This window comes from Rhizobium sp. CAU 1783, from assembly GCF_054551725.1.
Map to the genome: position 1 here is coordinate 534,341 of NZ_JBTOLM010000002.1, position 14,546 is coordinate 548,886.

At 64.4% G+C, this 14,546-nt stretch carries 8 protein-coding genes; 5 read left to right on the forward strand and 3 right to left on the reverse strand.

All coding sequences use genetic code 11. The features are described 5' to 3' along the window. Positions 1–22: 22 nt before the first annotated feature. Positions 23–3,802: a peptidoglycan-binding protein gene (locus tag ACX93L_RS09375; protein WP_459404604.1), complete on the reverse strand. Its 3,780-nt coding sequence runs from the start codon at positions 3,800–3,802 to the stop codon at positions 23–25. Between the two features lie 400 nt (positions 3,803–4,202). Between ACX93L_RS09375 and ACX93L_RS09380 the strand changes: the two genes are divergently transcribed. The 3 genes from ACX93L_RS09380 (at position 4,203) to ACX93L_RS09390 (ending at position 9,603) form a co-directional block, all read left to right on the forward strand. Further along, positions 4,203–5,996, forward strand: coding sequence for an acyl-CoA dehydrogenase C-terminal domain-containing protein (locus tag ACX93L_RS09380; RefSeq protein WP_459404605.1), 1,794 nt, complete (start codon positions 4,203–4,205; stop codon positions 5,994–5,996). 167 nt (positions 5,997–6,163) lie between these two features. Beyond that, positions 6,164–7,372: an acetyl-CoA C-acetyltransferase gene (locus ACX93L_RS09385; protein ID WP_459404606.1), complete on the forward strand. Its 1,209-nt coding sequence runs from the start codon at positions 6,164–6,166 to the stop codon at positions 7,370–7,372. Positions 7,373–7,389: 17 nt separating this feature from the next. Beyond that, positions 7,390–9,603 carry an FAD-dependent oxidoreductase gene (locus tag ACX93L_RS09390; protein ID WP_459404607.1) on the forward strand — a complete coding sequence of 738 codons (2,214 nt, stop codon included), beginning with the start codon at positions 7,390–7,392 and terminating at the stop codon, positions 9,601–9,603. 166 nt (positions 9,604–9,769) lie between these two features. Here the strand turns inward: ACX93L_RS09390 and ACX93L_RS09395 are convergent, their stop codons facing one another. Together ACX93L_RS09395 and ACX93L_RS09400 are read right to left on the reverse strand one after the other, a co-directional pair. After that, positions 9,770–10,282 carry a GNAT family N-acetyltransferase gene (locus ACX93L_RS09395; RefSeq protein ID WP_459404608.1) on the reverse strand — a complete coding sequence of 171 codons (513 nt, stop codon included), beginning with the start codon at positions 10,280–10,282 and terminating at the stop codon, positions 9,770–9,772. A gap of 176 nt (positions 10,283–10,458) precedes the next feature. After that, a complete protein-coding gene (locus ACX93L_RS09400) occupies positions 10,459–11,490 on the reverse strand; it encodes a glycerophosphodiester phosphodiesterase family protein (RefSeq protein ID WP_459404609.1) in 1,032 nt (343 codons plus the stop codon). Between the two features lie 242 nt (positions 11,491–11,732). Between ACX93L_RS09400 and ACX93L_RS09405 the strand changes: the two genes are divergently transcribed. Together ACX93L_RS09405 and ACX93L_RS09410 are read left to right on the forward strand one after the other, a co-directional pair. Beyond that, positions 11,733–12,761, forward strand: coding sequence for an MBL fold metallo-hydrolase (locus ACX93L_RS09405; protein ID WP_459404610.1), 1,029 nt, complete (start codon positions 11,733–11,735; stop codon positions 12,759–12,761). Positions 12,762–12,845: 84 nt separating this feature from the next. Beyond that, positions 12,846–14,543, forward strand: coding sequence for a GH32 C-terminal domain-containing protein (locus ACX93L_RS09410; protein ID WP_459404611.1), 1,698 nt, complete (start codon positions 12,846–12,848; stop codon positions 14,541–14,543). Positions 14,544–14,546 lie beyond the last annotated feature (3 nt).

Sequence of the window (14,546 nt, forward strand, 5' to 3'; positions counted from 1 at the left end):
CGATTTTTATGACTCTCAGCGACTATTTGTTGCGCGCCAGCAGCGCGTTGACCAGTTTGTCACTGACGAGGCCCGTGGGTTCTTCGCCAATCGACTTCTGGAACGACTTTATCGCCGACACGGTCTTCTCGCCCATGACCCCGTCCGGGGTCCCGGCGTCGAAGCCGTTGTTGTTCAGTATCACCTGGATGTTGCGGATCGCCTTCTTCATGTCGACGCTCGCCGTCTTCAGGCCTTTGCCGACCCATTCGTCCGGGAAGGTCGCCGAATTGGCGTCGACGTCGAGCGGCGCCGCCTTCCAGAGATCGACCTGGGCGCGGGCGCGCTCGAGTTGGTCCGGCTTCATGGCATTCGCCACCTCGTCGCGCTTCTGCGCAGCGTCCTTGTCGCCTTCCTTGGCGACCAGGGCGAACCACTTGTAGGACTCTTCCAGGTTCTGCTGCACGCCGTTGCCGCGGGCATAGAGGATTGCCAGGTTGAACTGGCTGTCCGAGACGCCGTGTTGAGCGGCCTTGGTGAACCATTCGACGGCCTTGGCGTAGTCCTGCGCGCCGTCGCTGCCAGAAGCGTAGATGACGGCAAGATTGTGCATCGCGCTCGCATTGCCCGCGTCGGCGGCCTGCTGGTAGAACTGCTTGGCCTTGGCGATGTCGCGCGGCACGCCGGTTCCCTTTTCATAGAGATTGGCAAGCCGGTACTGGGCGGGGGCGAAGCCCTTGTCGGCAGAAAGCTGATACCACTTCGCGGCCTCGGCGAAGTCGCCGGGAACGCCCCGGCCTTCGGTGTAGCGTGAGGCGATCTCGAAAAGTGCCAGCCGATCCCCCTGCTTGGCGGCGAGCGCGAGAGAGGGCGGCGTGATTTCTGCCGGCACGGTGATGTCCGCGATCGGAGCGGGAGGGGCCATGGGAGCAGCTGCCGCCGGAGCGGGCTGCGCGGTTGCAGCGGTAGCCGAGGCAGCGCCGTCGGTCGATGCGGGAGCAAAGCCTTGTGCCGGACTGCTTGCTGCATCCGGTGCCGGCTTCAGTGTGTCGAGTTGTTCGCCGTCGAGTGACGTGCCGCCGACGAGAGCGGCCGCCGCGGCGTCCGTGGCCGGATCGTCGACTGACGCCGCCTCCGTGTCCGCATCCCCGCTGGCGTCGACAGAAGCTGCGGCCGGCAGTTCAGCCTGCGCATCGGCGGCGACCTCGGTCTCGACGGGCGCAGCTGGCGGTGCCATGCCGCTTTCGACCGGCTTGGGTGCTTCGATTGTTGCTGGCGCGGGCTGACCACCCGTCAGCGTCTTGACGAGCGGCATGGCCATCGCAGCGAGCAGGATGGCCCCGACCGCCATCAGGATCGGGCGGCGGTAGCGCGCAAAAGCCGAAGCTTTCGGCTCGCTGGTGCCGAGCGGGGCAGGGGAGGTTGCAGCGACCTTGGGAGTACGCTCAAGTTCCTGCGCCGCGGCCTGGGCGGCGCGGCGGGCGGCGGCGATATAGTCGGCGCGGTCGGCATCTTGGGCCGAAAGATCGGCCGCATCACCACGCTGGTTCGACTGGCTGGCACGAACGCGCTCGAGGATCTTGCGCACGTCCGGTGCGCCCGAACCGGGTTCCAGGAGTTCGTTGGCCTCTTCCGGCGGAAGGACTTCTGCCGGGTCGATCGACGGGGCCTTGTCGATATGCTGGCGGCCGGAAGTTGCCGGCGGCTCGTCCTTCTTCTGGCCGGGCAGCAGGCGCTTGCTCAGGCCCGCAAGCAGGCTCGGCTTCTCGACCTTCTTCTCCGGGCGCGCGGCTTCGATGACCGGGACTTCCGACAACAGGGTGTCGATTGCTTCGGCAGCGATTGCCGGTTCGCGGACAGGGGCGGGTTCGAAGACCTGCGGCTCGAATTCGAAGGCGGTCTCCCGCGGGGCGAGTTCGGCTGCGGCCCTGACGGGGCTCGGCGCGGCCGGGACGGGCGCCGGTTCGCTCTCGGCGCGCGGTGCCGGGCGGCCGCCCTGGTCGATCTCGTCCAGGCGGGTGGCAATCTGAACCAGGGTTTCGTGGAGCGCTTCGAACGTGCGGTGGGTCCGCTCTTCGGAGTTGCGGCTGAAGTCTTCGAGATGACGCAGATGGTCGGAGAGGGCGGCGAAGGCTGCGACATCCGCCGCAGCCGCCGAACTGCCCGTGGCAGACGGCATCTGGCGGGCATAGTTTTCCATCACGGTCTCGGCGGCCTGGCGGGCCGCCTCGATGATGTATTCGTCGCTGGTCGCCATGTAGTCTTCGAGCGCCATCAGGCGTCCCGAGAGCTCGCCGCCGACGGACGGATCGGACGCCGGGCTGCTGATCAGGGCGGAAAGATGGGCGATCTGCTCTTCGAGTCCGCGCAGATTCGCGCTCTCGCCGGCCGGTGCGACGCTTGCATCCTCGATGCGGTCAACCACGGCGTTCAGCCGTTCCTCGAAATGGCGAAGCACGCTGTCGTCGATCCGCGCGACGCTCGGCTCGGGGAGTTCGATGGCCTCGATGCGGCGTGCGAGCATGTCGAGTCGGTCTGCCAGGCGGTCGTTGACCGCGCCGTGATCGAGCGCGTCGATCTTGCGGGAAATGTCGGCGAGGTAGCCGGTGAGCTCAGGTTGCGCGACCGGCTTGTGGCTGCGCTCCAAAAGCTGCGAAAGCTGGTCCAGGCGTTCCTCCAGCCGGCTTGCAGCGCGTTCGGCCGAAAGCTCCTCGATGCGCGCGGTCAGCGCCTCCAGGCGGTCGCCGAGTTCATTGACCGGTTCTTCTTCCGGGCGCTGTTCGGTGAGCATCTCGATCTGGTGGGCGAGCCCGCTGATGCGATCCTCGATGCGCTGGAAGCTGGTGCTGTCGACGCCAGCGGCGGAGCCGCGGCTGCCGGCAGCGATCGCCCTGGTGATCTCGTCGAGCCGCATGTCGATCCCGGCGAACTGCTCCATGACCATGCGTTCGTTCGGGTCGATATGGGCGCCGATATGCTCGAGGGCGGCCGCCACGGTAATGAGCTTGTCTTCAAGCGCATGGATCGCGCGATTGTCGCCCATCCGGCCGAGATGGCCCTTGATGTCGTCGAGGCGGTCGGCAAGGCGGACGACTTCCTCCCGCAGCGCGGCTGGATCCGCGTCGTCGAGACGTTCTTCGATCTGGTTCCAGCGGCTTTCCATATGGCGGACGGAATCCTCGCGGGCCAGCCCGTCCATCAGCGAACGCAGCTCCTCGAACTCGGCCCTGAGCCCGTCGGCGCCCGGGGCGCGAACCTGTCCGAGCTGCTGGATGCTGTGCGAGAGCCGCGCGATGTCGTCCCGCATGTCCTGGGTCGGCCGACGTTCCTCGGCGATCGAACGGATCCCCTGCATCTCGCTGCGAAGCGCGCTGATCTCGCGGCCGAGGCCTTCGGAAATGTCCTGTTTCAGTTCCTGGCGAAGGCCGAGCAGCGCCTGGGTGATCTCGCGCGTAATGTTTTCCGGCGGATAGCCGGCCGGCTGCATTGCGGCGGCAGCGCGCGGCTGCGGCGCGGGCATGTAGGGATCGGCAGCGCGGGCCGGTGCGCGTTCCGGCACGCGGGCGCGGCTTTCCTCGAGCGAGCGCTGGCGCTGGCGGATTTCGGCGAGAGGGTCGCTGCGCAATTCGCGGTCGGACCGCGACAGGCGTTCCTCCACGCGCTCGCGAATGCCATCGCGTCGCGGCTCTTCCATCGGACGCGGACGGGCGGTGCTTCCCATCAGCCCTTCGATGCGCGCTTCCAGTCCCTCGATCGTGCGGCTCAGCGCGTCGAACGACGATGCGCCGCCGGGGCGGGAAGGAGTAGATCGCGATCCGTTCATGGTCTTGCTCGCTTCGTTCAGGTCACCCGCGACGGCCGGGGTCGGGGTCTAGGCTCAGGCTTGGTGATGGATCGTTCCGCAACCGGGTTTTCCTCCGGGCGGGAGCGGCGAAAGCGCTTCGCACGCGACGCACCGCCGACCATCACCTTTCGAGGCAACAATTCACGAAACGTGGTAAACAACCCGTTAACCTGGCTAAAAATTTTTTAACGTTTGCTGATATGCCCCGCACAAGCAGAGCCTTGCAGGATGGGCATCAGACGAACCTGCCGGTCGCGCGTCACGGTTCAAAAAAACAGGCGTGAGCAGATTTTGACGTTTACGCAAACGTCAATATTTTATATATAGCCTGAACCCATCCGGACCCCGTCCGGCATCTAGTCTCGGAGGAAGATGATCCATGCCTGTGTACAAGGCCCCGGTTAACGATACGCTTTTCGTTCTGAACGACGTGCTCGGCCTCGAACGCTACCACAATCTGCCCGGTTTCGAGGACGCGACGCCCGACATGATCGAGGCGATCGTCGGCGAGGCTGCGAAGCTGGCCGAAGAACAGCTCTTCCCGCTCAACCTGTCCGGTGACCAGGAAGGCTGCAAGCGCAATGACGACGCGAGCGTGACCGTGCCGAAGGGCTTCAAGGAAGCCTACGATGCCTATTGCCAGGGCGGCTGGATTGGTCTCGCAGTTCCGCAGGAATTCGGCGGTCAGGGTCTTCCCTACACGCTGCATGCCGCCGTCGGCGAATACATGTCGTCCGCCAACATGGCGTTGATGATGTATCCGGGCCTGACCCAGGGGGCGATCGCCGCGATCCTCGTTCACGGTTCCGACGAGCAGAAGCAGACCTATCTGCCGAAGATGGTCGAGGGCACCTGGTCCGGCACCATGAACCTGACCGAACCGCATTGCGGCACCGATCTCGGCCTGCTGCGCACCAAGGCCGTGCCGCAGGGTGACGGTTCCTACAAGATTTCCGGCCAGAAGATCTTCATCTCCGCCGGCGAACACGGCATGACCGACAACATCATCCACCTCGTGCTCGCCCGCATCGAGGGTGCGCCGGAAGGCACCAAGGGCATCTCGCTCTTCATCGTGCCGAAGTTCCTCGTCAACGCGGATGGCTCCGTCGGCGCCCGCAATGCCGCCACCTGCGGCGCGATCGAACACAAGATGGGCATCCACGGCAACTCGACCTGCGTCATGAACTATGACGAAGCGACCGGCTACCTGATCGGCGCGGAAAACAAGGGCCTTGCCGCCATGTTCGTCATGATGAACGAGGCCCGCCTCGGCGTCGGCCTCCAGGGCCTGTCGATCGCCGAAATCGCCTACCAGAACGCCGTCAATTATGCACGCGAACGCATTCAGGGCCGTTCGCTTTCCGGCGTCAAGGCACCGGAAAAGAAGGCCGACCCGATCATCGTGCATCCGGACATCCGCCGCGCGCTGCTCACCATCAAGTCCTTCACCGAAGCCGGCCGCGCCTTCACGCTGTGGACCGCGCTGAAGTCCGACATCGCCCATCGTTCAGGTGATGCCGCCGAAAAACAGGCCGCCGACGATATCCTCGGTCTCGCCACCCCGATCCTCAAGGGCGTCCTGACCGACAAGGGCTTCGACCATGCCGTCATGGCCCAGCAGGTCTTCGGCGGTCACGGCTATATCGAAGAACACGGCATGAGCCAGTATGTCCGTGATGCCCGCATCGCGATGATCTACGAAGGCGCGAACGGCATCCAGGCGCTAGACCTCGTCGGCCGCAAGCTCGGCATGAACGGCGGTCGCGCCGTCATGGCGCTCTTCAAGGAAATCGGCGATTTCTGCGAGGAAAACCGTGCGGACGAAAACCTCTCCTTCTTCACCAAGGGGCTGAAGAAGGGTCTGAACGACCTGCAGGCCTCGACCATGTGGTTCATGCAGAACGCCATGGCCAAGCCCGACAACGCCGGCGCCGGCTCCACCGATTACATGCACCTCTTCGGTCTCGTCGTCCTCGGCTACATGTGGGCCAAGATGGCGAAGGCCGCCAACGAGAACCTGGCATCGGGCACCGGTGATGCCGACTACTTCAAGAACAAGCTGCTCACCGGCCGCTTCTACATGGAGAAGATCATGCCGGAAACCGCGCTGCGCAAGATCCGCATCGAAGCCGGCGCCGACAGCCTGATGGAAATGGCTGCAGAAGCATTCTGAACCTCCCCTTCTCCCCACCGGGGAGAAGGTGGCCCGTTAGGGCCGGATGAGGGGGCGCTTGCGCAACTGGCCCCCTCATCGCCTCGCATCCGCTCGGCACTTCTCCCCGCTGGGGAGAAGAGGGACAAGGAATTTTCGGCGCCTGCGCGCCCCAAGGGAGAGAAATCATGACTGAAGCCTTCATTTACGATCACGTGCGCACGCCGCGCGGCCGTGGCAAAAAGGATGGTTCGCTGCACGAAGTGCCGACGCCGCGCCTGGCTGCCAAGGCGCTTGAAGCCCTGCGCGACCGCAACGGCCTCGACACCGCGACCGTCGATGACATCATCTTCGGTTGCGTCGACCCGGTCATGGAAGCCGGTGCCGTGATCCCGAAGGCGGCTGCCTTCGAGGCCGGTTATGCCTTCTCCGCTCCCGGCATCCAGATCTCCCGCTTCTGCGCCTCGGGCCTCGATGCCATCAACCTTGCCGCCGGCAAGATCCAGGCCGGTTCCGACGATATCGTCATCGCCGGCGGCGTCGAGTCGATGTCCCGCGTCGGCATGGGCATGTCCGGCGGCGCCTGGTACATGGACCCCTCGGTCAACTTCCCCGGTTACTTCATGCCGCAGGGCGTCTCGGCCGACCTGATCGCCACCAAATACGGCTTCTCGCGCGATGACGTCGACGCCTATGCGGTCGAGAGCCAGAAGCGCTCTGCCGCTTCCTGGGAAAAGGGTCATTTCGCCAAGTCGGTCATCCCGATCAAGGACCAGAACGGTCTGGTGATCCTCGACCGCGACGAACATATGCGCCCCGGGACCGACATGCAGTCGCTGGCAAGCCTCCAGGCTTCCTTCCAGATGCCGGGCGAGATGGGCGGCTTCGAAGCCGTCGCCATCCAGGCTCATCCGGATATCGAGAAGATCACCTATGTCCACCACGCCGGTAACTCGTCGGGTATCGTCGACGGCGCGGCGGCCGTTCTCGTCGGCTCGAAGGCCGGCGGCCAGTCGATGGGCCTGAAGCCCCGTGCCCGCATCCGCGCCTTCACCAACATCGGCTCCGATCCGGCCCTGATGCTGACCGGCCCGGTCGACGTCACCGAAAAGCTCCTTGCCCGCACCGGCATGAAGATCTCCGACATCGACCTCTTCGAACTCAACGAAGCCTTCGCCGCCGTCGTTCTGCGCTTCATGCAGCATTTCAACGTTAGCCACGATGTGATGAACGTCGCCGGCGGCGCGATCGCCATGGGCCACCCGCTCGGCGCGACCGGCGCGATGATCCTCGGCACCGTGCTCGACGAACTGGAACGCCGCGACTTGAACACTGCGCTCGTGACGCTTTGCATCGGCGCCGGCATGGGCACCGCCACCATCATCGAACGCGTCTGAGTTTGGGGAGAGAGACCATGACCTACAAGAACTTCACCATCGAAACCGACGCAGACGGCATCGCGCTCGTCACCTGGGACATGCCTGAGAAGTCGATGAACGTCTTCACCGTCGAGGTGATGGACGAGATCGAGAAGATCCTCGACGCGACCGTCGCCGATGCCGCCGTCAAGGGTGTCGTCTTCACCTCCGGCAAGTCCTCCTTTTCCGGCGGCGCCGATCTCACCATGATCAAGGGCATGTTTGCCATGGTCGAGGAAGAGAAGGCCAAGGATCCGGAAAACGCCGTCAAGAAGCTGTTCGACGCGGCTGGCCGCATGTCGTGGCTGTGGCGCAAGATCGAGACCAACGGCAAGCCGTGGGTCGCTGCGATCAACGGCACCTGCATGGGCGGCGCCTTCGAGCTGTCGCTCTCCTGCCACGGCCGCGTCGCCTCCAATGCGAAGTCGGTCAAGCTCGCTTTGCCTGAAGTCAAGGTCGGCATCTTTCCGGGCGCCGGCGGCACGCAACGCGTATCCCGCCTCGCCGGCACGCAGGACGCCCTGCAGATGATGACCACTGGTCAGTCGCTCACCGCCTCGCGCGCCAAGGCCATGGGTCTGGTGCATCAGGTGGTCGAGCCGGACCAGCTAATCCCGGCCGCGAAGCAGATGATCAAGGACGGCTTGAAGCCGATCGCGCCTTGGGACGAAAAGGGTTTCAAGGCTCCCGGCGGCGGTATCTGGACCCCGGCGGCTGCCCAGCTCTGGCCAGCGGCGTCGGCCATCCTTCGCCGCGAAACCGCCGGCAATTACCCGGCCGCGCTCGCCATCCTGAAATGCGTCTATGAAGGCCTGCAGGTTCCCTTCGAAACCGGCCTTCGGATCGAGCAGCGCTACTTCACCGAGATCGTCCAGACCACCGAAGCCTACTCGATGATCCGCTCGCTCTTCGTCTCGATGCAGGAACTCGGCAAGGGCGCTCGCCGCCCGGCCGGCGTTCCGAAGTCCGAGTTCAAGAAGGTCGGCGTCGTCGGTGCCGGCTTCATGGGCGCCTCGATTGCCTATGTCACGGCTGCTGCCGGTATCCCGGTCGTCCTGATCGACCGCGACATCGAAGCCGCCACCAAGGGCAAGACCCATTCCGAAGGACTGGTCGCCGGCGCGATCGGCAAGGGCAAGATGTCCAAGGAGGACGGTGAGAAGCTGCTCTCCCTGATCACGCCATCTGCCGATTACGCCTCGCTCTCGGATGCCGATCTCGTCGTCGAGGCCGTGTTCGAGGATCGCGAAGTCAAGAAGGCCGTCATCGAGGCCGTCGAGGCCGTCCTGCCGGAAGGCTCGATCTTCGCCTCCAACACCTCGACCTTGCCGATCACGGGCCTTGCGAAGAACTCGAAGCGCCCGGCCCAGTTCATCGGCGTGCACTTCTTCTCGCCGGTCGAGAAGATGATGCTGACCGAAGTGATCCTCGGCAAGGAGAGCGGTGACAAGGCGCTTGCCGTCGCGCTCGACTACGTTGCGGCGATCAAGAAGACCCCGATTGTCGTCAACGACACCCGCGGCTTCTACGTCAACCGTTGCGTCTTCCGCTACATCAACGAAGCCTATGACATGCTGATCGAAGGCGTGCCGGCGGTGATGATCGAGAATGCCGCCAAGATGGCCGGCATGCCGGTCGGTCCGCTGTCGCTCAACGACGAGGTTGCTGTCGACCTCAGCCAGAAGATCATGAAGGCCTCGATCGCCGACCTCGGCGAAGCCGCCGTCGTTCCGGGCCACATGACCCTGATCAACAAGATGGTCGACGAACTCGACCGCCGCGGACGCAAGAACGGCAAGGGCTTCTACGAATATCCGGCCAAGCCGGCGAAGAAGTTCATCTGGCCGGGCCTGAAGGATCTGTTCGCCCAGAAGAAGCCGGAGGATGTCGATGTCGAGGTGATCAAGCAGCGCCTGCTCGTCACCATCGCGCTCGAGGCTGCCCGCACCATGGAAGAAGGCATCGTCACCGATCCGCGCGAAGCCGATGTCGGCTCGATCCTCGGCTTCGGTTTCGCGCCCTACACCGGCGGCACTCTGTCGTACATCGACGGCATGGGCGTAAAGGCCTTCGTGGACCTCTGCGAGAAGCTCGCCGCGTCCTACGGCGACCACTTCAAGCCGACGCCTCTCCTCAGGGAAATGGCCGCCAAGGGCGAAACCTTCTACGGCCGCTTCGACCCTTACGGTGAAAGCGCCAAGGCGGCCTGAGGCTGCTTCCTTCTCCCCGCTTGCGGGGAGAAGGTGCCCGCAGGGAGGATGAGGGGGCGTTGCCCGACACATTCCGTCAACGCGACAGTCGTCGGCGTCTGGCCTTGGGGTCAGGCGCCGCTTTCATTTTGGGGAGAAGACACCGACGGCCGATCGACGCCGGATGTCACAGCAGCCGTTCGAACATCACGATCGGTTTCCCGTGATAGGTACTGCGCGCGAACTCCGCCATCCCAATCTTCTCTGCGATACGCAGCGACGGCGCATTCACCGGCGCGATGATGCAGGTGGCCCTGCGCCCCGCAAAGTTCTCCGAGCCCCAGGCGAACAGCCCGGCAGCGGCTTCGCTGGCATAGCCCAGTCCCTGGGCGTCGGGATGAAGTGTCCAGCCGGCCTCCAGTGTTCCGGTGAGCGGAGGCGAGATTTCACGTCTGAGGTCCTGAAAGCCAATCTGCCCGACAAAGCGGCCCGTCTGTCGTTCTTCGATGGAGAAATAGCCGAAGCCCAGATAGTGCCAGCCCCCGGCCTGGCGCAGGAAACGGGTCCAGATCTGCTCGGTCGTCAACACATCGGAACTCATGTGCCGCATGACGTCGGGATGCGACCACATTGCCTCATAGGCCTCGAAATCGGCAAGTTCTGGCCTGCGAAGCTTCAGGCGGGAAGTGGTAATTGTCATGCGCGGTCCCTCGTCGTGGCCTTTCGGTTCCGCACCTGCTTAAACACTTTTGCAGCCCGGCGTCACCCGAACTGCGGCATCCCCGGCTCTTGAAGGACAGTGTTCTTCGGTCGCAGACCGGCAGGGATGGCTCGCAACGAGACGGCCCGTTCTGCCCCGGGCAAGGGGAGAAGCCTTCAGCTGCCGACGCCGTAGTGGCGGCGATAGCCATGCCGATCGAGCCAGTCGATAACGGCCTTCGGCTCGTCTGTCTGGATGATGGTGGCGCCGCGGTTGACCCAGAAACCGTAGACGTCGTCCGGCTTTCCCTCGGCAAAGGCGAGGCCGTCGCCGCGTCCGCCCGCGACCATGCCGTCCGGCCGATCGGTGATCGGGTAGGTGTTGATCCACATGTGGAAGTTGCCGCGCACCGCGGCGGCCCGGGCCTGAGGGGTGAAGAGCGGCCCGCCGGCAACGGTCAGCGGCTCGGTCTTCTCCCGGCGCCAGTGGATCATCTCGGCCGCGTCGGGCGAGAAGGCCTTGGAAACCTTGTCGACGAAGGCGGCGTCGCGCACCGCGTCGTCCGCGAGGATCGGCATGAAGGCGATGTCCGGCCCGATCTGCTGCATCACGGCACGGACCCGCGTCAGCCTCTCGTCGTTCCAGATCGGCGTCTTGATCAGGATGCCGTCGGCGTTGCCCAACCGGCGGGCGATTTCGACCATTTCGGGAAGATCTTCCGGCTCCAGCTTGTTGTCGATGTTGACGAGGACCCGCCCCTTTGCATGGGCGAGCATTTCTGCGAGCGTCGGGACTGCTTCGTCGGTCACGATGCGGCTTCCCTCGACGATCAACCGGCATGCCTTGAGTTGCGCCAGTAGAAGGTCGGAAACCTCGCCCCGGCAGGTCGTCGTGCGCTCGAGCGTCGCGTCGTGCATGACGACCAGCGCTCCGTCGCGGGAGCGGCGGACATCGAGCTCGACCATTTCGACGCCGATCGCGGCGGCATTGTCGATCGCCGCACGCGAGTTCTCTGCCCTGACGACCGAACCGTTCTCCTTCCAGCCGGCGCGGTGCGCGACGACCATGACGTGGTCGCGCCAGAGGTTGGCATTCGAAAGCCTTTCGCCGATCAGTGCGGCATGGCCGGATTTCGGGATGGAAGCGTCCGACGACAACACTGGCATTAGCGACAGCAACGCGGCGATGATCGGGGCGGTCAAACGCATGGTGCGGCTCCTGGTCCGATGGGGTCAAGATCGCGATAGAATCGGCGCGTAACAACCGCGTGAAGGATCGGTGACGGGACGATGAATCCTGCGGCTCTAGTCAATTCGAAGGGGGTTGCTTGCATTCTGGCGTGCGATCGCGCTTAGTTTGGCGAGGACGCGGGGGCGACATGGGGGAATGCGGGAAGATGGTCTCAAGGCCGCGTAATGCCGTTGGCGTTGCGCGACGCTGGAGGTTGTTTGTGCGGCGGTTGCTGCTCGGTTGCCTGCTCTCTTCGCTTCTTGCAAGTTGCCACGGTCTGACCGTCAGTTCCGGTGGGCATGACCACCCACCGCTGCCGAAGCCCCTTCGCGCGATTGCCCTCGGCTTTCATCATCTCGGCATTGTGACCGGCACTTATGTGCGTCGCGACGAAGCCGACGAGCACGTCACCCTCGACCGCGAAGCTGCTCTGGCCGGGCTTTCGGCGATCGGCAATGCGGATAGCATCACGTGGCTCGGACATTCGACGGCGCTCATCCGGCTGAAGGGGGTGAGCATCCTGACCGACCCGGTCTTGGCCGACGGAATCGTGCTCGGCGCTCCCTTGCCGCATCGGCACGTCGAGCCGCCCATAGGATTGGCAGATCTGCCGAAGATCGATGTCGTGCTGATTTCGCACGGCGACTATGACCATCTTCACTTGCCGTCGCTCAAGGCTCTGGTGAAACGTTTTCCCAAGGTTCGCCTGATCGTTCCGGACGGGCTGCAGCCATTTGGCGAGAAGGCGGGTTTTGCCCGTGTCGATCACCCGAGGGAGGGCGGGGTCGTCATTGCCGGTGCCGCCCGCATCACCGCTCTTCCCGCCGTGCATGCGACCCGGCGAAACTTTCTGGCGGTCCCTGACGGCAAGGCCAATTCCTGGGATATCCGGGACGGCACGCGCTCTGTGCTGTTCGTCGGAGACAGCGCCTACGGTTCCGTGTTTCGCGACATCGGCCGGAGCCGTGGTCCCTTTGACCTGGCCCTGGTCCCGATCGGCGCCTTCGAACCCGCGACGCTCGTATCGGACATGCATTCCTGCCCGGAAGATGCTTCCCGCATTCTCGATGACGTCCGGGCAGGGCTGGGCATCGGCATTCATTGGGGCACCTTCGCGCTGTCGCCGGAGCCGCTGCTTGAGCCGGCGGACCGTTTCCTCTCTGCAAGCGCCGGCCATGGACGGGCGCGCGTACTGCGCATCGGTGAAACGATGATCCTCACACGCGGTGGAACCGCGGGGCGCACCTGATCGTTTGCGGTTCATGCTAAACGAGCCGACCGATCGAGTGACGACATTACCCCCGCAATTGCCATGGTCGGGAGTGCATCGCCCATGAGTGGCGTGGATCGGGATACGATGCGGATCATCTCCGCCGAGCTGCCGGTTAACGCGACGCTGCATCTATGGCTGAAGGCCGTACAGCCGGGAACTCCGGGATCGGTCTCGCTCGTCAGCGCCAACGGAAAGTTTGGCGAGGTCCAGGCAGTGAATGCGGAAGAGCATTCTTTCCGCATCTACCAGGTCTTCGGCGGCGGACGGATCGAACTGCAATACGACAGCGAGATCACGTCCGTTTCCGTCGCCTACTGGTTTACGGCGTCCGACGTATTGGAAACCGGCATCACCGTGCTGCACACCAATCCGGCAAATGCGCCCCCGGAACTCCCTGGAGGCTATCATTTCCGCCCGCCTTTCGGCTGGATGAACGACCCCAACGGCTTCGGTCGTTTCGGTGGCCGGCCGCATCTCTTCTACCAGCACTATTCACACGGCCGGACATGGAACAACATGCACTGGGGCCACGCCGTTTCGTCGGACTATCTGCGCTGGCGCCACCTCCCGGTCTTCCTCTTTCCCTCCGAAGAACTGTCTGCCCGCCCGGACAAGCGCGGCGGCGCCTTTTCCGGCTCGGCGATCCCGCTCACGAGTGGCCCCGGAATCCGGGTCTTCTTCACGGAAAAGGTGAGCGAGCGCGTTCCGGAACAGGAGATCCAGATGTCGGCGACGTCGGCCGATCTCTTCAGCGCCGGCGAGGCGAGCGTTATCCTGCCGCATCGTCCGGCCGGCGAGGGGCTGACCTTCGACTTCCGCGATCCCTATGTGTTCAAGGGACCGGACGGCCGCTGGAAGATGCTGCTCGGAAGCCAGAGCCACGTGGGCGGGGTGATCCTCCTCTACGAGACCGAGGACCCGCAGGCAGCCGGCGGCTGGACCTATATCGGGAAGCTTCATGTCGAGACCCGCTACAGAACAACCGCGCTCGAATGCCCCTGCCTCTTACCGCTGGACGGGGAACCCGCGCATCCCTCCACCCGCTGGGCTCTGATCTACGGACTGATGAATGCAGTCGATGAGCGGACGGGGCGGAAGAACCTGACGATGGCCGATGTCGGATGGTTCGACGGGCGCACCTTTTCCAAGGAGTTCGGCCGCGAGCTGGATTTCATCACCGACAACTATGCCTTCCAGGCCTTCGCCGACGGAACGACACCGGTCGGCATCGGCTGGATGGGCAACTGGGCCGATACCGGCCCGACGATCGAGTTTCCCTCGGCCATGACCCTGCCGCGCACGCTGCGACTGGAGGACGGGCAGTTGCTGACCCCGCCGATCGGCGCGGCGGAAAGCCTGCGCAGCCATATCCTCGACCGCACGCGTCTGGTGAATGGCGAGCGCGTGAACTTTCCGAGCGGCGCCGTGGAAATCCTCTTTGAAGTGGCGGAGCCTGGCCTGCCCTTCGAGCTTGCGCTCGAGCATCCGTCGGTTGGACTGGGGCTCGTTCAGGACGAAACGGGTCTCGTTCTGCGCTATGAGAGGCCGGAGCAGCCTTCGCCGCACTATATCGCCGAGGCCGCAAGGGTCTCCCGCCTGCGCATCTTTCTCGACTACGGCTCCATCGAGGTCTTTGCCGACGATGGCCGGATCGCCGGCACCAAGCGGATAGACGGTTTCGATCCGGTTCGTTCGGCCCGATTGACGGCGTCGCCGGGCACGCTGCGCTCGGCGACGATCTGGGCACTGAGGCTCTGAGGC